A 25,157-nucleotide genomic window follows, 5' to 3' on the forward strand; every position below is an offset into this window, starting at 1 on the left:
AGCTAACGGCAGCAACGTCCTGCATAGCTGCCGGGTCACATCACAGGACCGGACATTCTGGACCCCAAAACCCGCCATTCGTTAAGGATGCCAAGAATGCGCGCGATGAGCCCACTTTGCCCGATGCTGCATTTTGCACGAAGGTCGGCATTCGGAAAGAATGCTCAAGAGTACGATCCAGGCCTGCCGATGTCGCGGAGGTGATGAATTTCTGTTTCAGTGGCGTCAAATTTCTCCGGCTATGATTTGGGCATAGACATTCGGATCAGTTATTCCTTCGGACCCAATCACGAGGACACGTGAATTGGTGTCCAGCCTCAGGTTCCGCTTTAGAGCAGGTTGCTTGGCGGCTGCAACAACAGCACAAAGCCCGGCGACACCGCTTTCACCTGCGTCAAGAAGAGCGTCACCACAAGCACCATTCGCCAATATCCGAACCATCGGGCCGACAATATTTTCGGGGATTGTGACAAAGTCTCTGGCGGCATCCGCGAGGACTGACCAAGCCAATTCTGATGGTTCACCACACGACAAGCCCGCCATGATGGTTTCCTTCGAAATCTCCACGCTTGTCGCTTCATTCGCCCTAGCGCTTGCGAACAAACAGGGTGCGAGTTCGGGCTCGACGATCACAACACGGGGCGCATTGAGGCACCATTCTTGATGGAAAACAGCAGTGATGGCGGCGGCCAGTCCACCAACGCCGCCCTGCAGAAAAACGTGGGTAGGAGGTGTGGTGAAACTTTGTACAAGCTCGCGCGCCATAACCCCATAACCTGACATGACATCCAACGGGGCCTGCGTGTAGCCGGGCCAAGACGTGTCCGAGACAATCAACCATCCTTGCTTTTCCGCATCGGCACGAGTTTGGGCAACCGTCGCGTCATAATCGCCATCAACTCGGACCACTTCGGCACCTAGATTTCGCATGACATCGGCGCGGTGCTCACTGACTTCCGCATGAATGTAGATCCGACAGTTTGTGTGAAATTGCGCGGCACCCCAAGCAACTGAGCGGCCATGGTTACCATCCGTGGCGGAAATCACGGTTATGGCCTTCGTCTGCTGAGCATAAAGACCGCGGCGTATATCGGCCGGATCCGCCAGCTTGCCAATGGATTTGGACAGCTCACGCTGAACCGTTCGCAAAACCGCGTAAGCCCCACCGAGAGCCTTGAAGCTGCCAAGTCCGAACCTTGGACCTTCGTGTTTGTAGCGAAGATCACCGATGTCTAGCCTTCCTGCTAGCCCAGGAAGATCAATCAAAGGCGTCTCGACATAACCGTCCCAGTTCGAAATCTCCTTTTCCGCGTTATCGAAATCTGCGCGGTTTAGGGTTTGTGTCACGGGGCCAGCGAATAATGGCGTGCTTGCGTGATGACTGAGGATAGCGGTTTTGAATGGTGTGAACATTGGATCTCTTTCTATTGGTTGATGAAAGTTTAGTTCACTAATGGGTGATTATGTGCTCTGATTTTCGGGGAAATATGCAATATTATTACAAGACAGGTTGGCATTGTAAGTGAAAAGCTCAGAACCTCTTGACCCGTTCGATTTGGAGATCCTCCGCATTCTACAAAAGGACAACACCGTGCCACAACGGGTGATCGGGGAGCGGGTCAATCTGTCAGCGCCATCTGTGCAACGCCGGATCAAGCGGCTCGAGGCGTCGGGTGTCATCGCCGCCCAAACGGCCACCGTAAACCCCGCAAGTTTCGGACCGGCCTTAACCATTGTCGTCCAAGTCGAATTGAACGTTGAGACGGGAGGGGCAATCGATGTGGTCAAGCAAAGCTTCATCGACGCTCCCGAAATCCAGCAATGCTATTATGTCACTGGTGAAGCCGATTTTATGTTGATCATTCTCGTGCAAGACATGTCTGAATACGAGGCGCTGACGCAACGCCTTTTCTTTTCAAATGAGACGATCAAGAAGTTCAAAACCTTTGTTACAATGGACCGCACCAAAGTGAGTTTAGAAATCGACATCTGATCTGAATAAAGCGGACATTGAGTTGGCTTTAATGAACGGCAGCAAAGTCCGCATAGCGATCACTGATGCACTGCGCAGCGAACGACTGCGTCGAGCCCGCTTATCAGCCATCCGACGCCGGGCTGTGAATGTCCGGAATGTGCCGTTTGCGGTCCGCTGCATGTGCGAAAGGCGGAAATGGGATCAAGGGCAGCTTTGGGCTCATTCTGCCGACTCAGGCTTGTCGCGAAGAATTGGCGGATGGTCGTTGCGCTGCACCTGAATTGCCGGCTTGCTGAAACTCCGGTCCTCACAACGACCAGACCCAACCCCCTCAGAACACCATTTTGAGGCCTGCATTTGCACTCAGGGCGGTGGTATCACCTGCGTTGCTGAGCCCGGTGGCATAAGAGGCTTCGCCAAAGAGATCCACGCGGTCCGTCAGGGCATAGTTGCCGCCAATGCCGACCCCAACTGCCCAGGGCTCACTCTCGGTCGTCAGGGTCGCCCCCGCAACATTCACCTCACTGCCCGCGCCAAACTCATGGAACAGGTTCACGATGCCATAAAGGCGACGCGTCTCCTGTGCCTCCTGCGCACCAAACTCAAGCCCAAGCCGCAGCTGCTGGCTGGACGCATCCTCAAGCGTCACCTGCTCCCCGTAGCGCTCACCCTCAAAGTCATCAAACGCAACAGAGGAGAGGCTCAGCTGCGCCTGCGGGATCACCGTCAGCCGGGCGCCCAGGTCGAGCTGCTGTCCAGCCTCGATCGACAGCGCAAGGCCTGTGCCGCCGTTGCCGTCCGCCAGGCTTCCAATCCTGTCGGCCTCAAGGTCGCTGGAGTAGGACGCCAATGTTATCTGCCCGTCGACATAAAACCGGCGATTGTCATACCACGTAGCAGCCAGACCCAGACCCAGGCCCGTGGTGTCAATCGAACCATCCCCAAAGGCAGAGGTGACCGAAGTACTGCCCGTGGCGTAGGAGAACATCAGCCCGCCCACAAGCAGCCCCGCCCCGCTCTCGCTCAGGACAACATCCCCGCCGATCTCCAACTCCCAGACACTGCTGTCGAGCGCGGCCCCTGTTGTGCTGTGCTCTTCAGACAGCGTGACCTGTTCCGTCCCCATCCGGAACCACAGCGGGGAGCCTGCGCTTTGCGTGGCTGGTCCCCCGTCCCAGGCCAGGCTCCGGAAGTCTTCCGAGCTGCCCCGGCTGCGCAGCGAAGAGGCACCATTCAGGGCCAGCAGCGACTGGCCATAGCTGTCGTAGATCGGCGCGGAGGGTTGCCAGACCGGCCCCCCTGCCTCTGAGCGTGCGCTTAAGGCCCAGCCGCGGCCATCTTCAACCTCAGCCAGCCTATAGAGGTAGGCGCCCGAGACAACCGCATACTCCCCGTCCGTCGTGACATAGTTGCCCCCCACAAGGGTGAACGTCCCGTTGGCCTCTCCGCCAACAGTGACCACATTCATCACGAGCGGAGCGCCCTCAAGATCGGCGCTGTCCAAGCCGTCAATCAACAGTGTCATCTCACCTGACGTGTCGCCTGTGATGACAATCGTATCGGTGCGCAAACCATCTGCATCCATGCCCATATCCAGGGCAAAAATATCCAATCCCGTGTCCGATGCGGTGTAATCGCCCTCAATCCTGATCTCATCCCCCATCTCGCCGTTCTGCACGCTTAAGAACACGTCGCCAGCATTGTTGGTCACATGCCCTGCGATGGTGATCCCCCCTCCCCCGCCAGAGGCGCGGAATGCGGACCCGGCGTTAATGGACAACTGATCTATATCCAGTCTGGAAACCCCGGCCAGGCGCAGGTTTGTGTCATTCAGGGTAACACGTTCCCAGTTGCGGAAGTTCGCGAGGTTTCTAGCAGCCTTTGGTCCATATTGGTCGTATTCGTTTCGGATCTTGACGGCGTTACAAAATAGTGTCGTTTTCGCGTTAAAACCACAGCAGCGGAAACGGTAAGCGTATTCAGTTTTCGAAATATATGGGAACTTTGTTCTTGGCCGACGGTGTATACCAGTAATGTTTTTTGAATGAGTTGTCTCTCTTAGGTTACTCCATCGATTATCGAGTTTGTTCCCATTCCTGTGGTCAATCAGGTGAGACCATCTGCCCATCATCAATGCGAACGCCAAGCGATGCTGGTAGATTTTTACGCCTTGGAAATCTACACACAAACACCCACGCAGTTCAGCTCGTAGGGCCTTTCCGTAAGTCCCCTTAATGTCACCAGTTTCAGGCTCGTATTCGTATCTGTCTCGAAGCTCAGCGATCGACGGCAGCTCGTGCTTTCGCATCGCGTTACCGTGCGGTTCATTCATGGTTTGATTTTCCTGTGCTGACAGTAGGTGTTGTAGATCCGTCGTCATCAGGCGATTTTACTTCGTTCCGTTTAGAAAGCCTACCGGGAAAAGCCCGCTTTGTCCGGCAGTGTTCGTTGTCATCACCCTGAGGAACATGGTCTGCAACCGGCCGAAAGCCGCCGAATGCATCCGCAGCGCTTAAGCTGAGCGGCAATGTCGGCTCGGGGCTCAGAAACGGACACTTGGCGTTGCAAATGTCTGAGCCTCCCTTACAACTTACCGCCTACTGTGAGAGCCTGCGCTAACCCCTCAGAACTGCTTGGTCAGTCGCTCTCTTATCCACTGTTCCAGTTCATCTTGGCTGACATCGCCGGTAACCACATCAACCACCAGATCATCGATTCTGTCATCATCTCGGACGGTTAGTTCGTAGCCGCTGTTGGCACACAGAACTTCCATCGAAAGCCAGGCTGTGCGCTTGTTCGCGTCGTTAAAGCCGTGCGATGTTGCCAATCCATGCAGCAAAGCAGCCGCCTTGGCGTGCATCATGCGGTGATAACCGTGATACGGCCTGCCAATAGCCCCCAGGATGCTGTCTAGATTACTGATTCCGGGAAGCCCACCGAATGCCTCTAGCGACTGTTCATGGGCTTCCAGAACGTCGCCGAGCTTCACCTGGTAGTGCCGTTTATCGATTAGCCAGTCGCTTAAGAGCGTCCCTGTTTGTGGTGATCGATTTCTTCACGGTGGAAGGCGCTGATTTGGAAGATGTGTAAACAGCCGCAGTTCCACCGTTCTTGCGAACTGTGAATTTGCCGGAGCTGGTATTTCGGCTCACTGTTGCACTGCTCTTCTTAGGCATTGCGCTGGTACCCTTTCATTACGTGATGTTACCACAAATGCACATCAACGACCAAGTTATCAAGCTTTCGTAAATCGGGCGTGACCTATAAGAGCGCCAAAACCCACAGCAGCGCCACAGTTGCGGCAATTCCAACCATGGCTATCCCCAAATGGGCTCAGAGCGGTCATCAGCAGTTGTAGGCAGTCATAGTGTCGGTTCGAACCGCATCAAGGGCGGCTCTGCGCAGTTTGCGGCCCGCTGCATGAGCGACAGGCGGAAGTGGGATCAAGGGCAGCTTCGGGCTCTCCGTGACGTGTGACGGATGGGGCCGCCAAGCAGACCTTCGCCGCGCATGCAGCACTGAACACTCAGGATGACGGCACTCGCGCAGTTGCCGAAACCCATTTAGCCATGTCAATTGACGGAGTTTACTCATTGCTTTCGGGCACAGATAGCAACGCAACCGCGTCAAGTATCTCTTGATGCATCGGTATGTATCTCGGTGCGAGGCAACTATAGACAAGCGCCCATGGATGCATTTTTCTGTCATCGGGTAGATTGTATCTTTCTAGCGGCAACGTAGTCAGCTCTGGCACCTGAGAATTAACTTGATCGTTCAATCTAATATTGAAATCACGCTCTCGATCTCTATGCGAACGGCTAAGCTGCTCTGCCCTCCTTTCCATTATCTTTTGGCCTTCCAATGGAGTAACCCTTGATCGTGGCAAGAGATCGCTTCTGATTGTACCTTCCACCGCTTCTTCAAATGCGAGAAATACTAGCAAAGAAGGGTCGAGTGGCTGATCTGAATAGCAACGCATTGCCAATTCAACTTTGTAAAGTCTGCTCTCGGTCTTTCGCATCGAAATGTCGTATTCTACTGCTATAGTACCAGCCAACTCTGCCGCATTTTGCACACTAAATTCTTCTCCTACTCCAAAAGGTGTGTGGAGCGGAAGCTTCGAAGCGAGATGAGTTATGGCCCCCTTACGGTTTTTTTTCGCTGGTTCCAATCGAAGCCGGATATCAACAAACTTGTCGAGGTATTTCTCATCGGCACTGGCAAAACCAAAGCGGTGTTGCGCAAGACGCTCCAGATAATCTGCATTGATCATGAGGCAGAAAACATAGCCAGATTGCGAAAAGACTAGCTTCATGGCCTCTAAGACAGACAGGGCGTAGTCGGGGTGACAGCGATCTAATTCGTCGATGATGATGATGACGCGGTCATGATTGCATCCCTCGGTCAGCGCAATTCGCAGAGCTTCGAGCTGCTCTGGCATCTCCTTTTGTCGAACTCTTTCTGCGGCCATTTGAGAAGCAATCATTTGGCCTGCAGCCTTTGACATGCCATCTCCCAAATCTGAGATAATTCCATCGAGAGCGTCGAGATCATCAAGTTTATCGATAGCGGAGTCTGCTACCAAGTTGATCAATTCATCAGCGCCGGACCGCAATGCAATTTGTGCTACTGCTCTGGCTCCTGCAGCTCCGAGCTTTTTAGCCGATTCGATTGCCTTCTCTCCGGCGCCTTTTTCCTTGCGCGGTAAGGCTTCTACCAACGCGCCCAGGAAAGTAATCACGGGGTCTCCAGAGTGATCAGATTTTTGAACGTCGATTTCTACGACTACCTCCCCGTTGTTGCGGAGCTGTTGCGCCCAAGCGGATCGAAAGAATGTCTTTCCACGGCCAAAGCCCGCTTCTATCGAAATAACTTTCGCAGTATCCAACGACTGGATCAGGTTTGTGAATGAATTCCCGATGGCTTCAAAACCAAGAAGGTCAGGTGGATTGTCCCATGGGTTTTTTGATTCTTGGGGCGCTTCAGTCAATTTTGCCTCTTTGGATACGGATTTAGAAAGTTGCTAAGTAAATAATAGCTTACCGCGACTTACGCTATCTTCTGTTTCAATTGCAGTGCAAAGGAAATCCAACGTCCGGATTCTGCAGTTCACGATGTGCTGCGCTAGCACAATCAGTCGTGCTGGCGGTGGTCCGGTAAGGGTTCAAACCATCTGTCTGAACCCACTGCAGAGAATGGCTACTCCGAGCCCAAATTACGTGATGCCGCGCACTGCACCAACGTCTGCATCCTACTTGGCCCGCTCATCCATTGTAGTTTCTTGATCCAATAATTATACAGTGTATAAATACAATCTTTGGAGACTACAATGCCTACTGGACACGTCATGATGGCCATCACATTAGATGGGTACGTCGCGCGAAAAAACCACTCGCTGGATTGGTTGATGAAACAGGATACAGCTGATGAAGATCATGGGTTTGCCGAATTCCTCGACAACATTGATGTCATTGTCATGGGTAGAGGATCATTCCGCACAGTACTTGGGTTTGATGTCTGGCCATATGAAAAACCCGTTGTCGTTTTAAGCCATTCACTCACGAGCGAAGCCATACCGTCCGAATTGACTGAACATGTAGAGGTCGTCGAGCTGTCGCCACACGAACTGATAGCCGAGATGGGACGCCGCGGTTGGCACCGTATTTATGTCGACGGAGGCGCCATTGTGCAGTCCTTTCTCAAACTGGGTCTGATTAACGATTTCAAACTGGCAATCGTCCCCATTTTGCTTGGAGACGGCATCCGATTGTTCGGAGATCTAACATCAGATGTTGATCTCGAACTTACGCACACAAAAGCCTTCCCGTCAGGGTTAGTGGAACTGAGGTATAAAGTGGTCTGACCCATGCAAGAGGTGAAACGCAGAGGAAGACCGAAGAAGCAAGCGGTCAGTGTCGATAAGGCGGCTGTCTTGCGATGCGCTCATTCGATTTTGGAGACGCAAGCGTTGGATAAATTAACCTTTCGTGCCCTTGCTGCGGAGCTGGGTGTAACAGCAATGGCTGCCAAATATCACGTTGGTAGCCGGGACCAAATGCTGAGTGATCTGGCTGCTCAGATATTTGAGGGTATTGATGCCGACGTTTCGGGCGAAACACTAAGCGCAGAGCTCCGGCGGTTGTTGGTTCGCTATTGTGAACTTGTTCTGAAAAATGCCGACCTTGTTCGATTTCTGCTGAGCAAACCTGATTGTATGCCAAAGGTACTGAGCGAATTCACATCGCAAGTCCGCCAAAGAACTCAGGCTATGAATGATGGTGATACTGGCGACGTTATGCTGAACTTGTTGATCGACTATATTCACGGCTTTGTCTTCGCAGCGGATGCAGCTCCAAGAGAAGTTACCCTCACCTTGGATGACTGCATGAGGAGCATTGACTGGCTAATGAATGTTACGGAGAGCAGACCTTGAATTGTTCTGGATGAAAGACCGTTTTGTCCACTCGCCTGCCATTTGCTACCTGATTTTGAATGTCTGGAATGTGCGGTTCGCGACTTGCCGCACACGCAAAGGGCCGAAGCTTGCGCGAAGGCAGCTTTGGGCTGAGGCTGTGTGAAAACTCGGGATGCTGTATGCTTTTCAGTAAAGGCTGGAGTCAGGCATGTCGGGATATATCGAGGGTGCGGAGCCAGGTCAGGTGACGCTTTTTCCGGACCGGCTTGAAGACTGGATCAACGAGGACAATCCGGTCCGCCTGATTGACCTCTTTGTGGAGGAGATCAATCTTGAGGAGATCGGTTTCCTGCGGACGGCGCCGGCGGGCACAGGGCGACCTGGCTATCACCCATCTGTCCTGCTGAAGCTCTTCATCTACGGCTATCTGAACCGCGTTCCGTCCAGCCGCGCGCTTGAGCGGGAGGCCGGTCGCAATGTTGAGGTGATGTGGCTGATCGGACGGCTCACGCCCGATCACAAGACGATCGCCGATTTTCGCCGCGATAACGGCCCCGCCATTCGGCGAACCTGTGCGCAGTTCGTCGAACTCTGTCGTCGGATCGGGGTGCTGAGGGGGGATTGTGTCGCCATCGACGGCTCCAAGTTCAAGGCGGACAACAACCGCGACAAGAACTTCACCAAAGGTAAGATCGCCAGCCGCACCACCCATCTGGTCGCGAGCATCCAGCGCTACCTGGATGAAATGGTCCGGATTGAGCGTCAGGAAAAGGGTGAAGCCCGGGCCGAGAAGATCGCCAACCTGGCGCAACGCTGCGAGCGCATCCGACGGGAGATCGCGCGCTTGGTAGACATGAGCGAGGCGCTCAGAGAGAGCCCGGACAGCCAGATCTCACTGACTGATCCGGATTGCCGTTCAATGGCCACCAGCGCCAAAGGCAGCGGGTTTGTGGGCTACAACGCCCAGTCCGCGGTGGATACCGAAACCCATCTGATTGTCACCCATGGCGTGATCAATGCCGGGCACGACCGTGATCAACTATCGCCGATGGCCAAGGCGGCGAAGACCGCTCTCGGACGCGACGAAATGAGCGCGGTGGCGGACAAGGGTTATTTCAGCGGTCGGGAGATTCTGGCCTGTCACGAGGATGGCATCACCACAACCCTCCCCCGACCCGAGACATCCGGCAATCGCAAGAAGGGCAGGTATGTGAAGGCCGACTTTGCCTATGATGCGGATGCGGATGTTTACCGATGCCCGGCAGGTGAGACGCTGACATACCGCTACACGACTGAAGAAGGCGGCCTGGTGGTGCGGCGATACTGGACCAACGCCTGTCAGGCCTGCCCTGCCAAGGCGCGCTGCACGACCGGCAGGGAGCGCCGGATCACCCGATGGAAACACGAGCATCTGGTCGACGAGATGCGTAGCCGCTTGAGCCGCGATCCGGCTTTGATGGGCCTCCGCCGCTCGACCGTCGAGCACCCGTTCGGCACAATCAAAGCCTGGATGGGAGCGACGCACTTCCGGATGCGGCGGCTAAAGAACGTCCGCACCGAGATGGCCTTCCATGTCCTCGCCTATAACATCAAACGGATGATCTCCCTGATCGGGGTACGTGGGCTTCTAACCGCCATTCCGACCTAAACTGGGGCGTCCGGCTCAAATTGCACCGCAGGAAACGCCGAGAGACGTTAAATTCAGCCACTCTCCGGCGCAACGGGCGCCACAATGGCTCAGAAACCGCGAAATCCAAGCGATCAGCGCAGCAGCATTCCGAGCCCGATATACCACACGGGTTTCCACACAGCCTCGGCTCTTAGCGGACATTTGAATGCCACCAAATAGGAGTCAAGGCTCCTAAGGCACACCCTCCGACAATACCGCCTGATACCCACTGGTCTGCAACAAGCTGAACACCGGTACCGGCGCGGGATATCATGAAAGGTGACTTGCGGTTCTAGTTGTCGGGCCTTTTTGTTTGGAAGAGTGAATTATGCTACTCTGCTGACATTGATCTAGGAGTTAGTGAGATGCCTCATAAGTGCAACTATTGTGGCACTGTATATCGAGACGCCGTACCCTATGGACAATGCGATTGCGAACATCCTGATGTTCACTACTTCGAAGAGAATAGACCTAAAGGCACTCAAGACCCAGATAACCCCAAAAAATCCGAGTCATCTTGGGTAGCGGTTATCGTTATCGCGATAGTGCTGGTGGTTCTTTTGACAACTTTCGAATGACCTAACTCCTACAACAGGCTTTTGCGGGCCAAATCGTGAATTTCAAGGTGCCTCTAGTGCTAGTTGATATTGGCCAAAAGCTTGAAAGACCCTCTACCACATAGGTCTACCTCACCTTGAGCTAGTTCCAGGCCGAATGTTTCAATGAGCGGAGCAATCAAGTGAGCATCCAGAAGATAGAAAGACATCGCGTCCTGAACGCCACGGGATAGGACGTTATCTCCATTCCAGCCCCAACAACCTCTGCCTGCTTGTTGGTCCAGCCAGGCAGAGATTTCTTCAGCCCTTCCTCCAAAGCCTTCCTCGGGAACCTGTACACGTACTCTGATGGGGAAAAACTTCTCATCTGATGCCTTCTTTGGGGATCTGCTGCGTGTGGCCATCAGTCCTCGATGACTTCAATCAGCTCTGGTCCATCGTCATCTCGACCAATGGGTGCAACCTTGTGATAGCGCATCCTGTCGTTCCACTCAGTTCCAAGGCCTTGCGCTTCAGTATGGTCGATTTCACCTGCCATCCACGGCATCAGGTTGTCATTTGATAGTATGACCGGTGTTCTGGAGTGGATGTGCTCGATTTGAGGCAGGGCAGCGCGGGTCAGGATTGTGCAGGTATGCAAACCAGATGACAGGCGTGTGTAGAGGCCTGCGAAGTACATGCAGGGATCATTCGTGTCCGTTTTGATAATCCACGGCTGCTTAGCACCCTTTGGGCCGGTCCATTCATAATAGAAACTGGCTGGAATGATGCACCGACCATGCTTCCACGCCACACGGAACGATCCGAGTTCGTGCGCGGTCTCAATCTTGGCATTGAAAGTGGTTGGTTTCCACTCCTTCACATCACCTTTGAACCAGTGCGGGACAAGCCACCAGCGGGCCGTAGAACTAATCAGGCGGTCATTATGGATAAACGCCAAGTCCACCATTTGGGTGGGTTTCACGTTCCAGCTCATTGAGAGGTCTTGGGCGTTTGGGTCGCGTTCAGTTGGAATGGGAACGCCGTTCACGATCCAGTTCTGCAAAGCAAATAGCTCTGCCCATGTCATATCGGGTCTGCCGAGTCGTCCGCACATTCAGCGAGCATAGCGAAACAGGGGGAACGTTTGGGGAACTTTTTGCTAAGTCATTGGAGGGGCTGGACGAGGGGGTCAATGCCAGCCCCTCAACAAGGGGTACACAGAGTGGTGTTTGTGTTCCGTTAACTGACGTCTAGCACCCGGTGGTGATACGCGTAATTGGGGGAACCCCTTAGTGTGTCGAATTTCTGCGAAACGATTGGTTTCCGAAAAAGAAACGGTGAGTTTCGCAAGGAATCATAGACACAATTTTGCCGCAATGCGATACGTTTCGTGTGGGTGGCACGTCTTGATTTTAGTACGTACAGTTTTTTAACTGGTTTTCGAGGGGGTTGTGAGTGCGGCGTGTCGCCCCGCGTTTCCTAGGCAATCGTTACAACAACTTGATAAAGTTGCCGCAACGTCAACTAGCGACGACGCATGTTTCTAGCAAATCCGACACAATTTCAGCCTGTGAGCCGTATAACTTATGAGAGCGGCGCGCTCTGAATTGGGGTTCACGATTTCAACGAGGGGGTACGAGTTTGGCGCGTCGCACCTCCCCGAAGAAAAACTAGGCTTCGCTGTCGATCAATCGTTCCAGCTCGCGTGCAGCGCGTTGGGTCAATGCTGGTCCTTATAATGAAAATCTGCTCTCAGAGTGAGTGATGACAAACTCTCGTGTTTCAAAGTAAGCCAGCTCCTCCATGCGGCGCAATATATCGTCAGCGGCTTGGTCTCCGTTCGGCATGGATGGTGTTTGGAATTCTTTTTCTAGTCTTGAACACCCTGCTGCATAAATTCGATTTCTTGTTAGGTCTTGCGGTAAGTGAAGACCTTCCTCAAGCGATTTTAGGGCGACAACAACCAATGCCGCAACACTAGCTGCGAAAGCGAAAGTCTGAGAAAATGGTGTATCTTGAGCCATGATGATAGTCAGCAGAACAGCTATTAACTGGAGCACCAGCAACAACAGCGTTGCCATAAACTCGAGATTGTTGACACCCCGCGCACGGTCTGCGATTGAACCGCGCAGAGACAATCCTGATCCACTTTTTTTAAGCTGATGGAGCGCGTAGCCGCGTTGATGCTTAAACCTTAACTCTAATAACGCCTCTCTAAGCTGTTCAAGCGCATTGTCGTTAGGAGATTCTTCTAGCCCCAACACTCTTTCAGCGAGAAAGCATTCGGACAGCTCCGCGTCATCCAGAACAGATTGCATGTAACCATTCTCTCTCAGGCGTTTGATCGTGCGTTCAAGCTGTTTGCTACGAGCACTCAGGAGAGCTTGGCGCACAGAATATGAATCCGTCGCAATTGCATGGGCGTTGAGCATAATGAACTGAAAATGAAATTGGCGAAGGCGCTCGGCTCGCAACCTGTTTGAAAGCCAAACGTCTCTGTTTTTTCCAAAAAGGATACCTTTTCCGAACACTAGCGCCAAAAAGAGTAGCGCTAGCGTTATCCAGGAGAAAATGTCATCCGTTTCTAGTCCAACTATCCTGTGAGACGAGAAATCGAACACTGTATTGGCAGTTGCGAGTATCAGGCCTGTCAAAGCAAGCAAAATAGCGATAATCCCGAAAACTCGGACTCGATACTTCAGTCTTTTTGCTGCGTTTTCAGATTCGTCGAACGCTGACACCAGTTCGGGCCAGATTAAGAACTGGCTGACCAGAGGGAACTGACTTTCAAAGTATGGGTGATCCACTTCGGGTTCGGTACCAATGTCTGTGTTGTACCTCGCTTCTGTCTTGCTCACCATCGTCCCCTTCAAAACATGTGTTGATATGAAAAAGTGCGTTAGATTAGTATCATATATATAGAAAAAGTAGTTTTCAGCGGAAGAGTATCGCGCCAAAGCAACAAAAATAGTCAGTTTGTAGGAGACAATTGTGCGTCAGGAGCTTCGAGTATTTGTATTGGGACGAATGGACCCGCGTGGAATATATGACAGCGAGAATACGCAGTTTGTTCACAGAAACAATACGACCCAAATCGCAAGAATAGTTGAAGGCGCAAGCAAGAATCTCGTTGACTTAGGTCATCTTGACAATGCTAACGACATCGTCCCAGTTACCCCGGACGAGGCTGTTAGGGGTGATATCGTCGCGGCAGTACTAAACGGTATCGAGAGTTCGGACGTGGTGGTAGTGGATGTCAGTGACGAGAGTGCCAGCGTTATCTATGAACTCGGCGCGGTTAACGCACTGGGTATACCATACATCTTAGTGACTAGCGGAGACACACTGCCCTTTTACCTTCTTCAACAAAGAGCAATTTTGAACTTCAACTTCAAAGATGACTTTGACAAAGAGGACGCAGCGCACCTTGAGCTTCGGAATCGTCTGCTAGCAAACTACAATAGCCCAGATGGAATTGAGTTTAGTGAGAGCAGCTTCTCTCAATATTTTTCCGGGTTGCCCATTGTCAATATTTCCGGGCCCGCGAGCATAGCTCTTGGCTATTTTATGAACTGCGTCACGCGTTTTTCCGACCCTTCGACGGGCTTCCTCTCGAAAAGGGTAAAGATTGCTCGCGACCGGGCAGATGGCGAAACAGAGATCAACAAAACTCGACTAAAAGCTTACGTCGTCATTGTTCCTGACATAATAGCGCACAGGGACTTCAAGAATGCTCGGATGGATTTGGAAGATGAGCTGGAAAAAGTCGGGCTAAACCTTATGAGTGCTTCAATTTTGGAACTTGATACTGAGGCAGCGGCCCAGAAACTTGGATTTGGGGCGCTAATAGTTCAGGAGTTTCCAAGTATTGTCGTGGATATCCCGAGAACCGTATACGCTCTTGCCAACGTTCCTCGCGTAAAGATTGCCAAGGACAACGAGCTCAAATTCAAGGTGCCTTCTGGCAGAAGGCGGCTACTGCGTCGTCTGATCCGAGAGTTCGTTGCTATTCTCGAATGGAAAATTCAAACCGAGGCCAACGGAAGAGATGGCCCATGGGACAAGATCCACTTTGTCCAGCAATCGAAAGCCCCGCAATTCCTGAAGGCACTGACGGAAGACAACGCGGAGTAGGAACGCGACGCGCTGCCTGGATTTTTTACTTTGGATGAGTGGCGACCAATTTTCTGATTTCGTAGAAGCTATCAAATCTGCCGTGAGATTGATCCAAAAATGAGTTTGTCATAAGGATACCTCTTTCTTCAAAAAACATTCTAAGAAGACGTGTTACCTCATCAAACCGCTTCGTGACACAGTCTCTATTTAGTCCAACCGTGTCATCGTGAAGCTGTGGATAAATGTTTTTGAATCTCCATTGGTTTAAAGAGAACAGATTAGGAAAGTTCTCCCAAATGTACTCGAGTGCTTCATAGCCCAAGCGTTCATCATTCTCGGCAATTCTGAAATCAGAAACTTCTACGCAACCAAAAAGAGTATCGGGGTTAACCACCCTCACGAAGAAGAGCTTTGAATTTGGATGTGTCAACTGAAGTGAAAACTCATCTCTACGGACGGATAGTTTCATGACTGACTCACATAGGTGTCGGTTGGGGCTTTTGAGCACTTGTGGCGTGAAAGGTGCGTTCTAGGGTTGTTAGAATTGACCTTATGCGGGTGCATTGACTTCATCAACTAGTGTAGGCCCTGATGGCCCAAAGTCGAGGCCTATAGGGTATGACTACAGCTGCGCGTATGTACCTGGGGGATCAGCGGTTACGACGAGAGCAAACAAGTTAGACGTGTCGCAATCCAACGATTTACTAGTGCCGTTGAGCAGCCTCATCTGACTGGTCCGAGTTGATTGTTAGTGCATCATCGGCCTGTGATCCACCGGGATGATGGTTTCAGGTGCTGGCGAGCGAAGGTATCGCCAAAGCCAAGATCGCCCGCGATCTTGGGATTATCGGGTACCTCCTGTCCGAGTTGCCTGCTTGGTTATTTGGTCGAATTGTAACTGCCAATTAAGAGCCAAAGCTGCACCGCCACCGGTTTTGATGCGGCGCAGCGCCTCGGCAATGCCTGTTACTGATACGGACCTGGCCGGGTCTTTCCGGGTCTTGCCCCAGGCAGACAAAATGCTCAAGAGCACCTCAGCTCGATCAGTATCTCCGTGGCTGACCGCGGACACCAGCATCATCCAGGCGCGGTGAGACTGGTTGTTTTCGGCAAACCGAAGCCAGGCGGCCTGCGGGATGGTCAGTTCTGCCATATTGTTTTTCGTCATCTGAAAACCTCCACTATCAATTCAAAGCGGTCTAGATTTTCCTTGGTTTCTGAGACGGTTCCTTTTGTGCAGGTCCCTCCCGGGTTTCGTATTCAGATTTATCGAATAGATCGAAGGTTTCCCGTTCAGTACTTTTTGATTGCGGGCTGCTCTGCATTTCTTCCTGGCGGTTTCTGGTCCGCTGTTCGTGGCGATGATTGTTATTGTCGGGCGCATTACCGGCGTCGCGGCTGTCATTGCTTTCGAAGTTTTGAGTGCTTTCATTCTCGTGTGGTTTGGATGTTTTTGCTGCGTCCTTGACTTTTTGGCGGTCTTCTTCCAGCTCCGCCGCAATTTCGCTGAATGACTTCACCTTGTCTTTCATATCGGCCCGGGTGAAGTAAATCGCCTTGCTTGCCAGGATTGGAGGAAGGTCGCGGGTCAGGATCAGGGCCCCGTGTCGGGGAATTTTTGCGAGCTCGCTTTCCGACAGTAAGGGAATTTCCTTGAGTTGTTCGTGGGCTCCTTCGCCAACTGTCCCGGTGAACATCTGATACTTGGCCGATGAAGTCGAACTTGTCTCGGTTTTGATCGCAATTGTGTCCTTACCGAGCATGGCCGCTACACTTCGGGCTCTGTCCGGATCGCTGATCGCTCCCATAATGCGAGCATCCACTGTGTCTTCCCACGCTTTGGCGGAGTCCCGGCCCCAAATTTTTTCCATTTGGCCCCAGGTTTGATAAATCATCATGAGATGCAGGCCGATCGCGCGACCCTCATCACGCACGGTTTCCAGCAAATCCATGTTGCCGAACCCCTTGGCCTCATCGAGAATGAACAATCGGCGAACACACGGTCGCTCCGGTTGCTCAGTCAATTGTGCTGCCGTCAGGAACGATGCCAGGAGCAACCTGACCATTGGGCTGAAGTTGTTCATCGTGGCCGTGGGCATATTCAAAAAAATATCGGTCTTGGGGTCCAGCGCCAGACGGTGCTTGGTGCTGTCTGGCGGCTCCAACAGAAATCCCCGCACATCTGAAAACTGGCTGAAAGAGAATTTGTTGAGCACTCCGGAAATCAGTCCGGGATATCCCTCGTCACTCTCACTGTGCAGGGCATCCATTGGAATCTGCACATAGGATTCATGGGTGCTGGCAGCAATTTGGTCTGCTCCCCTGAGAACCTCTCTTTTTGGTTGTGAAAGGAAGCGCGCGATTTCGAGAGAGATGTTCTGGGAATTATGTTCCAGGAAGTAATGTATCAGGGCGGTCAACAGGTTGACGGATTTTTCCCGCCAGTAGATCGAGTTTTCTGTCGCGCCAGGACCCTGCGGTATCAAGGTCTTGGCCAACGCATAGAATACCGAGGGATGGCCATCGAGGAGAGGTGACAGCATCCGAAACGGATCAAGCCCATCCGTCGCGGAAATCTTCATTGGATTAAACCCCATTTGGCGACGTGAATCGGCCGTTTGGGCATAAAGTGTCAGTTTAGGATCGTTGGCAAAGAGGGCATCCTGGTACGTGAGCGCAGTAGGGACCACGAGGCCGGATGTTTTGTAGCCACCGGGTTCCGAGAAAACAATGATTTGCCCATTACCATCCGTAGGTAACATCGTAAGAAGTGGCCCCTTGCCCTGCCTGCCCCAAGTATATGGATCATCGGGTTTGAACGCGTTGAACCCGCCAATTTCCACGGGTGTCATTTCTCCCAGAACAATGCCACCAGGTGCGTTGAGACTCTGCGCCGCTTCCCTAGGAGTGGCCCATCGGGCACGTTGGATTTTGGCGCCGCCCTTGGATGTTCCCCGCGTTAGAAAGGGATCCTTGCGTGTCGTAAATTTCCGAAACATTCCCCCGACCCCCCAGCACATCCCCAGGAATGCAATAATCGTCAGGGCCAGCAGCAGAAGCTCAACGGGGTAGAGTCCACCGGAATTGGTCAGGAGGCGCAGCGACGAGTTCCAGAGCGGTTGCCACAACAGCCCGATGGCTTGAGGGGAGTTGTCGGATGGAGGTGCGACCCCCAACAACCACCCTGCCCCGATGCTGAGGGCCCCGAACCGGACTTGCCGCCAACTCAGAGTGTCATAGGTCAGGGCAGCCATACCGCCGAGCAGAAGTACAGGTCCCAAAAATGACCACAGCAGGAATCTTGTGTTGTAGGGTTGGTACCCCATAAACAAAATCGGCAGGCTGAACATGAAGATCACGCACCCCACGGCCGCAACATAGATTGATAAAATATGGGTTCTTTCCTGGGTTTCTCGAGTTATCATGGCATCACCTTTTTTTGTTCAGTTTGCGCCTGCCAGATCAGTCATTTGGGCCATGTCCTTTACGAGCTCGAGCAGCAACTTGCGCTGGCTCTCGGGCATGCCGTACCAGGCAGTTAGCAGTGCAAAAGTTTCGTGCCGCGCGAACAGGTCATCGCTGACCCGCTTATCGCCTGGGTTCAATCCCTTGAAAAAGTAGCTGACAGGAACATCCAGAGCCTTGGTGATGCTCCATAGCCGGGAAGCGGATATACGATTATGCCCGTTCTCGTATTTCTGGATCTGCTGGAAATTTACCCCGACCATTCGGCCAAGCGCACCCTGGCTGATGCCAACCTGTTGCCGTTTCTGGTGCAGACGTTCACCTACATGAACATCCACGGGCCGTGCCCTTCGCGCCGTTCCCGATTGACCGTCTTTTGATGTGTGTTTCATTTGCTCTCTTTCTTTGTCGTTCTCCGGGCTTGGGTAGAAATTCAGAGGTTGCATTAGTGACTCCGGGGCTGTGCGTTCCCTTGTCGGAACAAACCTGTATTCCGCGTCACCTCAGAAACTCGGCCAGGAGAACCTTGTTTTGGGCGACGATGTTTGCCTTGGTGTGGGTGTCCAGAAACTTTTCGAGTTCCTGTTTGACCCAGCCAAAGTCTTCCGGTCTGTGCTCCATCTGGGCGATCAGAAACGACCCGAGCAGAATCTTGCGCCGTGTGTCATCTTTACGCTGTTGCTTGCTGAGGGTTGATTTCATGTCGTTCATGGCTTCCTCCAATCCTCTGAGTTGCGAGATTCGGATGGAGTCTTTGAGCAGGGCCCCGAGCATTTTCCGCAACTGGGGCGTGGTGATCTTCAAATCAAAGTACCCAGCCCGCTGGGCTTCCCGAAGAAGCCGCCTCTCCTCACGTTGACGGACGCGGGCAATCTCGGCCTTGTATTCGGCGGGACTGGATGGCCTTGGTTTTCTCACAGGTGCCAATGCCTCCAATATCCGCGAACCTGATCCGGGTGGATGCGCCCGAGCAGGCTGGAATCGATCGAGCCCGGTACCTTCCCGGTTACCGTCAGGCTGCCGTCCTCATGCCGGTTGGTGATCTGCTTGATGATGCGTTGCCCGTCAGGACTGTCCGGGGAGCAAAGCCGGGGATAGAACGGCAGGCTGGAATGATCCGCGCGCAGGCAAAAGGTCACATAGGCAGCCTTTTCACGCTCAGCCCGAAGATAGAGACCCACTGGAGCCGAGGGAGACAGGTTACCGGTCAGCTGACCGGCCAAGACCGTCAGCCACAGCACGCCGAGCAAACCAAAAGAGGCTCCCAGGAGTTTCAGCATGGATCACCTGCTTCACCGAAGGCCGACAGATCAAGGCGGGCGTCCCGGTTGGTCCATGTATTGATCGGTCGGCTCTGTGCTGCGCCAACCGGGTATCCCTCTTGGGTCAGGGCCTGGCTGAACAGGCGCGGCAGAGCGTCATCCCTGACCTGATCGATCCAGATGCAGAAAGGTCCGTGTTTGAATGGCGCATGTACCGCCAGAAACGTGGGTTGCAGGAGCCAGGCCTCAGACTGGGGGATATCAGGGTAGCGCGCCAGGAACGCCTCGACGACCTGACTGCCGTGACAAGGCTGCTTGTGGCGCAACATCAGACCCGCTTCCGCAAACAGCCGAATACGCTGGCTCAGCTCACGAGTCCCGATCGCCGTGCACGGATCCAACACCGTTGCAGGACAGAAAAAATGATCGAAGACCAGGGGGCGCGTTCCGGATGTGTCGGGATCGGTGATTTCGGAGGGTGCAGGCTGGTCCTGCGGGAGCGGTCGAACCGGGTATTCCACCCAGCACCCATTGGCTTCCGGTGCATAGAGAGTGTCACTGACAATCCGTTCCGGCGAGATGGCAAAACGGACCCGGAGATCCTTCAATTCGGTCGTTTCTGCGTTGCCCTGAAGGGCTGAGACCGAACCACTCCAGCCATCGCAGTCGTAGCTCAGCTGACGTTCAGGCGGCAGAAGTTTTTCCAGTCGATGACACAGCGCACTGCACAAGCAAGACAATCTGGTCCTGATTTTTGACCGGGACCTGTTCATTGCTTTGCTCTCCCCGCAGGCATCAGCACAAGCATTGTTTTCCGGGCTTCTGCATGAAACACGGGGACGGATATGAGCCGTTCGAACTGCGCCCCGATCTTGCGACGTAGGCGGCCAACGGGCAGCGGCTCGGTCCAGTGATCATTGGCGATGGTGACAATCGTCTGCGGGCGCAGCTGCAAAACCTCCGTCCAGCGCCAAAGACTGAAGGCCTCGAAACAGGCAATAAACGCTGGAGCCAGACTGGATTGCGACCCATCCATCAGCCAAACCCCTCCGGTCAATCCGGGAATACCTGTGCGCGCGGCATATGTGATCTCCGGGGTCGGGCAGGTCTTATCGCTGAATTCCCAGACCTGACCCTGCCCGGTTTCTGCATCCTGAACGCCAAGATAGACAGTGATATCGCGCGTCCGTACGCGTCGGCACCATCGGGCAACAGTACCCGCATCATCGGACCGGATAAGGTTCTCACCCGTGATATAGGACCTGCCTGACCTCATCCGGCGCTCAAGCGCATCGTTGTATCCATATTCCGTGACCGCATTGAGGTCCGCAATGTCGAGGGTTTGATAGCGTGGACCCTCCGTCATTTCCGGTCGTGAGAGCCCCGTCAGATCGTACCAAGTGTTGCCAAGTATGAGGACCAGCAGAAGGATGACTGCGCGGAGCCAGGCGCGCGAGGTGCCCTCAACCAGGATCACAATGAGGACCAGGGCAATTATCCCCTGAAGCCCTGTGCCCGGCAAAACCGTACCGGCCACGAGCAGCGGATTACCGGGGATGAAATGGACCGGCAGCAACAGGAAAGACGCCAGGCCCACCCCCATCCCTGCATAGAGGAGCGCTACAAGACACGTGCCCAGTATCCCCGCAAGGATCACGGCAGCTGCGGGATAGCCAAGGTTCCAGAGACCCCAACAGCTGATCGCCGCAACCCAGCCGAAATATCCCGCCACCCAGAGGAACCGGGTGATCCTGTCATTCGTGCAGATGGCAAAGGCGAAGGGCAATACCGCAACAGCAAAGCTCACGCCCGGAGCAAAATATCCGATGCAGACCAGGATGGCAGATACGGGCAGAACGAGGGATCGGCCCATGTGTCCGATGCCCATAGTTGTATCCCGCGAGCTTGCTGTGATGTCCATATTGGTTACTCCATCGCGTAAGGATCGATGACCCAGGTTTGTGGGGCGGTTCTGTTCTCCGCTGCCTGCGCGGTCTGGCGCATGGCGTTGCGGATCCGCACATAACGCGGCGTGGCGACCCGGGGGGTGGAGGTTTCCCCTGCGCCGCCGGTCTCCCGGGCGATTCGGGTGGATTTGGTACTGAAGGGCTGGCCGCTCAGCATGGCCAGTACATTCGCAGGCGTGGTGCGGGCCTTGTTGTCCGCAATTCCGTAATAGACCGACAGGCCTTTCTTTGGCCCGGACACCAGCGGCAGGGCAGCCCAGATTCCGGCGAGGCAATTGGCAAAGGCCGTGTTGCTGTGCGCACGGGCGGCGGCGCAATCATCGATCAGGTGTCGTGCCAGCCGGTCCTGCAGCGCTGCATTGAACAGGGTATCGCGCGTGATCCGGTGTCGACGGACAAGATCGTTCAGTGTCTTGTAGATGATCTGGTATCCACCGGCGGCCGTGGATTTGACACGGGCCTTTCTCAGGGCACTCTGCCAGGCCAACACCTCGCCCACGGTCATTGCGGTCAACCGTTTTGGAGGTGGGATGTGAATCCGGTGTTCATAGCGGTCATAGCTGCCTTCCGCTTCAAACCATCGGAGGAATGTCAGAAGGGTCGCATCGTTGTGTTCCGCCCTCACCGGACTTGCAGGCAGGATAAGCAGGACACAGAGGAAAAGGTTCCGGACAAAGCTCACAGACCAGGCCCTCCGGTCAGTTTGGTGATGGTGGTGGGCAGCTGCCAGCACAGAAGCACTATGATGATATCCACCATCAGCGTGAGCAACGCCGCGGTCTCACCTGGGCTGGACCCGCGCAGGGCCTGTGCCATCTCCAGCCCCAGGTGCATGATGATCATCAGCGTCAGCAGGCGCAGCCCGTTCCCCAACGTGCTGAAGATCAGCGCCCGGGGCGCATTGCGGGTCGCGGTGAACCCGCCTAAACCGGCCGCGAGCACACCAATGATCGTCCCGATGTAGAGCCGGGCATAGGCCAGCAATGCCAATGCCATGATGGCCCCTGTCAGCAAGACGATTATCAGCGACAGGGAAAAGACCAGCTGCGAACTATGAGACGGGAGGTTTCCGAAGCCTTCACTGAAGGAAAACACCAGCGTCGTCTTTGCTCTGGCGTAGGCCGAGAGGGATATACCCTTGCTGTTGGTGATGTCTTCCGCGAGAAGCGCGGCCACATTCGCCACCATGAACACAATGTCCGCGATATTGAGGATTACGAAACTCAACAAGCCGATCACCAGCATCCGGGAAACCAGGTCCTGCATCACCACGCCAAGCGACCGCCCGGTGATGGCAATACGGCCAAACGTCACCACGATATCCGCGATGGCGAGGGCATACAGCAGCCACAGGGCGGCCTCCTGTAACGGTTCCGCCATGGCTTCGCTGCCTTCCAGCATCCGTTCGATGATGTGGTCGAATTCAAAGCCCAGTCGGGTGCCGGCGCGGATAACCGTCGCTTCCATCTCGACATCTGCGACATCGAGGGAGCAGTCGAGAACACCCTGGTAAGAGGGTGCTGAGATGAGCGCGTGGTTGCCCGCATACCCCTCATAAACCGACAACCCCGCTTCCGGGCCCCCGATCTGCGGTAGGGCGGCCCAGATTCCGGCCACCCTGTTGGCGACCGCCGGCGAAGTTGTTCCATTGCGATATCCGGTGCTCCGCAATAGGTGCAGGCCAATCCGGTCTTGCGTGCGGGGGCTGTATATGTCGTCGACGGACACAACCCCCTGGTCGACCAGGTTGCTCAGTGTTCCCCGGATCACCTGGTAACGCCCGGCGGCACTGGAGACAGATGTCTTCGATGCCAGGCGCTGCCAATCGAGAACTTCCCCGACCGTCATCGTTGTGATCGGCCTGGGTGGCTGAACCGAAACCCTGGAATAGACCTGGTCATACCCTTTTGGAGCTTCGAGTGTTCCGATCAGCTCCAGCATTGTACGTTCGGTACAGGCCATGGCACCGACGGCAAAAAGCCATAACGGAAGAGCCAGTGCGACCCGAAGCAGAGGGAGAAGAAACGCTTTCTGGCTCATTTCTGCGCTGCCCTCCACTCCCATGGAGGTTGCATCGTGCCGATCCAGACACCGCGCCGATTTTCCCGGGCCCGGGCCTCGCTTGCGACATAGGTTGAAGAATACCGCCGGTAGGCCATGGCCCAGCCCCGGTTCACCATCCAGCGTCCCGCATCCCGTCCGTTCACCCGGCAGGTTGCTATAAAGCGCCCATACTGATCGTCCCCTGACACCTCGCAATCAACGGTCTTGCCCACCACCAGACGGCCAAGCGCGGCGCGGGCAACGTCACCACAGCGCCATTCCATGCCACTCGGCGTTATGCAGGGCTGATCCAGTTCCGGCGCATCGATCCCGGCAACGCGGATACGCTGACCGCGGACCACAAGCGTGTCCCCATCGATCACCCATGCGCTGCCCCGGATAGTTTTGCCCTCTTCCTGTTCTGCAAACAGAAACGACAGTCCCCTCACGAGATCGGGGGCAATACCCTGCCCTGCGAGCAGCAGGAAACCCACGATCCCCGCCACGATCAACAGGGGCCCGAGCAACCGCCTCATTGGGTGTACCCTTTGAGATAGAAATCCCGTTCGGTCTGGGCGTTGAGTATGGTTCCGGCCCGGACCGCGAATGTCGGGCCCTGGGACAGGGTGTCCCCGAAATATTGCTCCGACAAAGTGCCCACGGCGGTGCCCGTGGCAATGCGGGCGGCCTCAGCTATATCCGAATTGGTCGTGTCTTTGCGGCCGACATTCTGCGCGGTGCTGATCATGGCCGTTCCCAGGATGGCGGTGAAGAACCCAGTGCGACGGCGGCCCTTGATCCCGCTGGCCCCGTCTGCATCCACGCCCCCGGCTTGTTCGAGATCGAGCGCGACACCATTTGGAAACAGAATTCGCGTCCAGGTGATGAACAGGCGTCTCTGACCAGGACGCGTCTGGCTTGCATATGTTCCAACCAGCATGGATCCGCGCGGGATGACCACGTGCCCGGGCTCAAGTGTGCCATAAACATCATTGGTGATCGTGGCGCGGATCAGGCCTGGCAAGTCCGAGCGGATCTCGTCGACCAGAACCGCCGGGATGATCGATCCAGCCGCCAATAACACCTGCCCGGGCCGCTGCACGGAATAGCTGTCAATGCCCGAAGTGGGGGCAGCGAGCGCCCGTCCTGTTGCCACCGGATCCGCTGATACGTCCGCAGATACCGATGAAGGGAGCGAGACGGGGCTTGCAGGCACTGCCGGGGGTGCGCTCCCTGGTGGCAATGATTCATCCAGCGCGCTTTGTCCTGATCGCTTTGCACTGCGAATGCCGTCGATGGTGAACAGGCTTTTCCCGAGAGGGGCTGTCAGCGCAGCCTGCCGCCGCTCTTCCCTCAACTTCAGGGTTTCCGCAGCCTGTTCGGTGAGCACCGCGGGGAGCCGATCTGACCGCGGTTCGGGTGGCACTTCATTCTCTTGTACCTGTGGCAGGAGGTTGTCTTGCGTCGATGGTTCAGCGGCGCTTTCGTTGAATGCGTCCGCCGCTCGTTCCAGTGCCGCTATTTCCCGTTCGATCTGCGCGCTCGTGCGCTGATCCGGACCGGCAGTCTCTTCCTTCGGGGTTCCACCGACCTGCTCCAGCACATAACGGCCGCCGAAATATAGACCGGCCACACCCAGACCGGCTATGACCGTTGTAACTAACACTGTGAGTGCGAGATTCTGAACGCTCGGGGATTGTGCCATG

General features: G+C 54.6%; 24 protein-coding genes and 1 pseudogene. 5 read left to right on the forward strand and 20 right to left on the reverse strand.

The genetic code is table 11. The features are described from left to right. Positions 1 to 225: 225 nt before the first annotated feature. Positions 226 to 1,413 carry a diaminopropionate ammonia-lyase gene (locus ACR0BU_RS17800; protein ID WP_480738399.1) on the reverse strand — a complete coding sequence of 396 codons (1,188 nt, stop codon included), beginning with the start codon at positions 1,411 to 1,413 and terminating at the stop codon, positions 226 to 228. A gap of 109 nt (positions 1,414 to 1,522) precedes the next feature. Between ACR0BU_RS17800 and ACR0BU_RS17805 the strand changes: the two genes are divergently transcribed. Further along, positions 1,523 to 1,993, forward strand: coding sequence for an Lrp/AsnC family transcriptional regulator (locus ACR0BU_RS17805; RefSeq protein WP_480738398.1), 471 nt, complete (start codon positions 1,523 to 1,525; stop codon positions 1,991 to 1,993). 313 nt (positions 1,994 to 2,306) lie between these two features. Here ACR0BU_RS17805 and ACR0BU_RS17810 read toward each other — a convergent pair whose 3' ends face one another. The 4 genes and pseudogenes from ACR0BU_RS17810 to ACR0BU_RS17825 form a co-directional block, all read right to left on the reverse strand. After that, positions 2,307 to 3,755, reverse strand: coding sequence for an autotransporter family protein (locus tag ACR0BU_RS17810; RefSeq protein WP_480738402.1), 1,449 nt, complete (start codon positions 3,753 to 3,755; stop codon positions 2,307 to 2,309). 267 nt (positions 3,756 to 4,022) lie between these two features. Next, positions 4,023 to 4,355: pseudogene (locus ACR0BU_RS17815) on the reverse strand (HNH endonuclease signature motif containing protein); the annotation flags it as partial. Between the two features lie 243 nt (positions 4,356 to 4,598). Next, the gene (locus tag ACR0BU_RS17820) at positions 4,599 to 4,964 is read right to left on the reverse strand and encodes a type II toxin-antitoxin system death-on-curing family toxin (RefSeq protein ID WP_298937190.1); all 366 of its coding nucleotides are present in this window, start codon (positions 4,962 to 4,964) and stop codon (positions 4,599 to 4,601) included. Between the two features lie 597 nt (positions 4,965 to 5,561). Next, positions 5,562 to 6,965 carry a KAP family P-loop NTPase fold protein gene (locus ACR0BU_RS17825; RefSeq protein ID WP_480738396.1) on the reverse strand — a complete coding sequence of 468 codons (1,404 nt, stop codon included), beginning with the start codon at positions 6,963 to 6,965 and terminating at the stop codon, positions 5,562 to 5,564. Between the two features lie 339 nt (positions 6,966 to 7,304). Between ACR0BU_RS17825 and ACR0BU_RS17830 the strand changes: the two genes are divergently transcribed. The 3 genes from ACR0BU_RS17830 to ACR0BU_RS17840 all read left to right on the forward strand — a co-directional run bounded on the left by ACR0BU_RS17830 (position 7,305) and on the right by ACR0BU_RS17840 (position 10,038). Beyond that, positions 7,305 to 7,838, forward strand: coding sequence for a dihydrofolate reductase family protein (locus ACR0BU_RS17830; protein WP_480738395.1), 534 nt, complete (start codon positions 7,305 to 7,307; stop codon positions 7,836 to 7,838). A gap of 3 nt (positions 7,839 to 7,841) precedes the next feature. Then, complete coding sequence (locus ACR0BU_RS17835; protein ID WP_299085633.1) at positions 7,842 to 8,408, forward strand: TetR/AcrR family transcriptional regulator; 567 nt, start codon at positions 7,842 to 7,844, stop codon at positions 8,406 to 8,408. A gap of 190 nt (positions 8,409 to 8,598) precedes the next feature. Continuing rightward, on the forward strand, positions 8,599 to 10,038 hold the full coding sequence (locus ACR0BU_RS17840; RefSeq protein ID WP_480738393.1) for an IS1182 family transposase: 1,440 nt from the start codon (positions 8,599 to 8,601) through the stop codon (positions 10,036 to 10,038). Positions 10,039 to 10,696: 658 nt separating this feature from the next. On the opposite strand, the gene ACR0BU_RS17845 is transcribed toward ACR0BU_RS17840, so the two are convergent. The 3 genes from ACR0BU_RS17845 to ACR0BU_RS17855 form a co-directional block, all read right to left on the reverse strand. Beyond that, positions 10,697 to 11,020 carry a hypothetical protein gene (locus ACR0BU_RS17845; RefSeq protein WP_299082953.1) on the reverse strand — a complete coding sequence of 108 codons (324 nt, stop codon included), beginning with the start codon at positions 11,018 to 11,020 and terminating at the stop codon, positions 10,697 to 10,699. Further along, positions 11,020 to 11,712: an SOS response-associated peptidase gene (locus ACR0BU_RS17850; RefSeq protein ID WP_299082951.1), complete on the reverse strand. Its 693-nt coding sequence runs from the start codon at positions 11,710 to 11,712 to the stop codon at positions 11,020 to 11,022. Before ACR0BU_RS17850 ends, ACR0BU_RS17845 begins: the two co-directional genes overlap by 1 nt. A 619-nt stretch (positions 11,713 to 12,331) precedes the next feature. Next, the gene (locus ACR0BU_RS17855) at positions 12,332 to 13,456 is read right to left on the reverse strand and encodes a hypothetical protein (protein ID WP_480738391.1); all 1,125 of its coding nucleotides are present in this window, start codon (positions 13,454 to 13,456) and stop codon (positions 12,332 to 12,334) included. A gap of 133 nt (positions 13,457 to 13,589) precedes the next feature. Between ACR0BU_RS17855 and ACR0BU_RS17860 the strand changes: the two genes are divergently transcribed. After that, the gene (locus ACR0BU_RS17860; RefSeq protein ID WP_299082949.1) at positions 13,590 to 14,732 is read left to right on the forward strand and encodes an STING domain-containing protein; all 1,143 of its coding nucleotides are present in this window, start codon (positions 13,590 to 13,592) and stop codon (positions 14,730 to 14,732) included. A gap of 25 nt (positions 14,733 to 14,757) precedes the next feature. Here ACR0BU_RS17860 and ACR0BU_RS17865 read toward each other — a convergent pair whose 3' ends face one another. The 12 genes from ACR0BU_RS17865 to ACR0BU_RS17920 all read right to left on the reverse strand — a co-directional run bounded on the left by ACR0BU_RS17865 (position 14,758) and on the right by ACR0BU_RS17920 (position 25,156). Continuing rightward, entirely contained in the window at positions 14,758 to 15,183 is a 426-nt protein-coding gene (locus ACR0BU_RS17865) for a hypothetical protein (RefSeq protein WP_299082948.1), read from the reverse strand. A gap of 375 nt (positions 15,184 to 15,558) precedes the next feature. After that, positions 15,559 to 15,882 (reverse strand): hypothetical protein, encoded by a 324-nt coding sequence (locus ACR0BU_RS17870; protein WP_480738389.1) that lies wholly within the window; start codon positions 15,880 to 15,882, stop codon positions 15,559 to 15,561. Between the two features lie 31 nt (positions 15,883 to 15,913). Then, positions 15,914 to 18,139, reverse strand: coding sequence for a type IV secretory system conjugative DNA transfer family protein (locus tag ACR0BU_RS17875; RefSeq protein ID WP_480738387.1), 2,226 nt, complete (start codon positions 18,137 to 18,139; stop codon positions 15,914 to 15,916). A gap of 18 nt (positions 18,140 to 18,157) precedes the next feature. Next, positions 18,158 to 18,571: a helix-turn-helix domain-containing protein gene (locus ACR0BU_RS17880; RefSeq protein ID WP_298937197.1), complete on the reverse strand. Its 414-nt coding sequence runs from the start codon at positions 18,569 to 18,571 to the stop codon at positions 18,158 to 18,160. 106 nt (positions 18,572 to 18,677) lie between these two features. Beyond that, positions 18,678 to 19,115 carry a hypothetical protein gene (locus tag ACR0BU_RS17885; protein WP_480738386.1) on the reverse strand — a complete coding sequence of 146 codons (438 nt, stop codon included), beginning with the start codon at positions 19,113 to 19,115 and terminating at the stop codon, positions 18,678 to 18,680. Next, complete coding sequence (locus ACR0BU_RS17890; protein WP_298937199.1) at positions 19,094 to 19,459, reverse strand: hypothetical protein; 366 nt, start codon at positions 19,457 to 19,459, stop codon at positions 19,094 to 19,096. Before ACR0BU_RS17890 ends, ACR0BU_RS17885 begins: the two co-directional genes overlap by 22 nt. Continuing rightward, a complete protein-coding gene (locus ACR0BU_RS17895; protein WP_480738384.1) occupies positions 19,453 to 20,214 on the reverse strand; it encodes a hypothetical protein in 762 nt (253 codons plus the stop codon). Before ACR0BU_RS17895 ends, ACR0BU_RS17890 begins: the two co-directional genes overlap by 7 nt. Further along, positions 20,211 to 21,362 carry a carbon-nitrogen hydrolase family protein gene (locus ACR0BU_RS17900; RefSeq protein ID WP_480738382.1) on the reverse strand — a complete coding sequence of 384 codons (1,152 nt, stop codon included), beginning with the start codon at positions 21,360 to 21,362 and terminating at the stop codon, positions 20,211 to 20,213. Before ACR0BU_RS17900 ends, ACR0BU_RS17895 begins: the two co-directional genes overlap by 4 nt. Before the next feature lie 5 nt (positions 21,363 to 21,367). Then, the gene (locus tag ACR0BU_RS17905; RefSeq protein WP_480738380.1) at positions 21,368 to 22,090 is read right to left on the reverse strand and encodes a hypothetical protein; all 723 of its coding nucleotides are present in this window, start codon (positions 22,088 to 22,090) and stop codon (positions 21,368 to 21,370) included. Next, complete coding sequence (locus ACR0BU_RS17910; RefSeq protein WP_480738378.1) at positions 22,087 to 23,448, reverse strand: hypothetical protein; 1,362 nt, start codon at positions 23,446 to 23,448, stop codon at positions 22,087 to 22,089. Before ACR0BU_RS17910 ends, ACR0BU_RS17905 begins: the two co-directional genes overlap by 4 nt. Then, the gene (locus ACR0BU_RS17915; RefSeq protein ID WP_299082939.1) at positions 23,445 to 23,987 is read right to left on the reverse strand and encodes a thermonuclease family protein; all 543 of its coding nucleotides are present in this window, start codon (positions 23,985 to 23,987) and stop codon (positions 23,445 to 23,447) included. Before ACR0BU_RS17915 ends, ACR0BU_RS17910 begins: the two co-directional genes overlap by 4 nt. Next, the gene (locus ACR0BU_RS17920) at positions 23,984 to 25,156 is read right to left on the reverse strand and encodes a TrbI/VirB10 family protein (protein ID WP_299082938.1); all 1,173 of its coding nucleotides are present in this window, start codon (positions 25,154 to 25,156) and stop codon (positions 23,984 to 23,986) included. Before ACR0BU_RS17920 ends, ACR0BU_RS17915 begins: the two co-directional genes overlap by 4 nt. Position 25,157 lies beyond the last annotated feature (1 nt).

The organism is Ruegeria sp. CK2 (assembly GCF_056536585.1).

Coding starts and splice junctions, on each gene's coding strand:
- ACR0BU_RS17830 (WP_480738395.1), top strand. CDS start 7,305: ATGCCTACTGGACACGTCATGATGGCCATCACATTAGATGGGTACGTC.
- ACR0BU_RS17915 (WP_299082939.1), bottom strand. CDS start 23,987: ATGAGGCGGTTGCTCGGGCCCCTGTTGATCGTGGCGGGGATCGTGGGT.
- ACR0BU_RS17870 (WP_480738389.1), bottom strand. CDS start 15,882: ATGACGAAAAACAATATGGCAGAACTGACCATCCCGCAGGCCGCCTGG.
- ACR0BU_RS17835 (WP_299085633.1), top strand. CDS start 7,842: ATGCAAGAGGTGAAACGCAGAGGAAGACCGAAGAAGCAAGCGGTCAGT.
- ACR0BU_RS17895 (WP_480738384.1), bottom strand. CDS start 20,214: ATGAACAGGTCCCGGTCAAAAATCAGGACCAGATTGTCTTGCTTGTGC.
- ACR0BU_RS17910 (WP_480738378.1), bottom strand. CDS start 23,448: ATGAGCCAGAAAGCGTTTCTTCTCCCTCTGCTTCGGGTCGCACTGGCT.
- ACR0BU_RS17875 (WP_480738387.1), bottom strand. CDS start 18,139: ATGATAACTCGAGAAACCCAGGAAAGAACCCATATTTTATCAATCTAT.
- ACR0BU_RS17920 (WP_299082938.1), bottom strand. CDS start 25,156: ATGGCACAATCCCCGAGCGTTCAGAATCTCGCACTCACAGTGTTAGTT.
- ACR0BU_RS17800 (WP_480738399.1), bottom strand. CDS start 1,413: ATGTTCACACCATTCAAAACCGCTATCCTCAGTCATCACGCAAGCACG.
- ACR0BU_RS17865 (WP_299082948.1), bottom strand. CDS start 15,183: ATGAAACTATCCGTCCGTAGAGATGAGTTTTCACTTCAGTTGACACAT.
- ACR0BU_RS17845 (WP_299082953.1), bottom strand. CDS start 11,020: ATGGCCACACGCAGCAGATCCCCAAAGAAGGCATCAGATGAGAAGTTT.
- ACR0BU_RS17850 (WP_299082951.1), bottom strand. CDS start 11,712: ATGTGCGGACGACTCGGCAGACCCGATATGACATGGGCAGAGCTATTT.
- ACR0BU_RS17840 (WP_480738393.1), top strand. CDS start 8,599: ATGTCGGGATATATCGAGGGTGCGGAGCCAGGTCAGGTGACGCTTTTT.
- ACR0BU_RS17900 (WP_480738382.1), bottom strand. CDS start 21,362: ATGGACATCACAGCAAGCTCGCGGGATACAACTATGGGCATCGGACAC.
- ACR0BU_RS17890 (WP_298937199.1), bottom strand. CDS start 19,459: ATGCTGAAACTCCTGGGAGCCTCTTTTGGTTTGCTCGGCGTGCTGTGG.
- ACR0BU_RS17880 (WP_298937197.1), bottom strand. CDS start 18,571: ATGAAACACACATCAAAAGACGGTCAATCGGGAACGGCGCGAAGGGCA.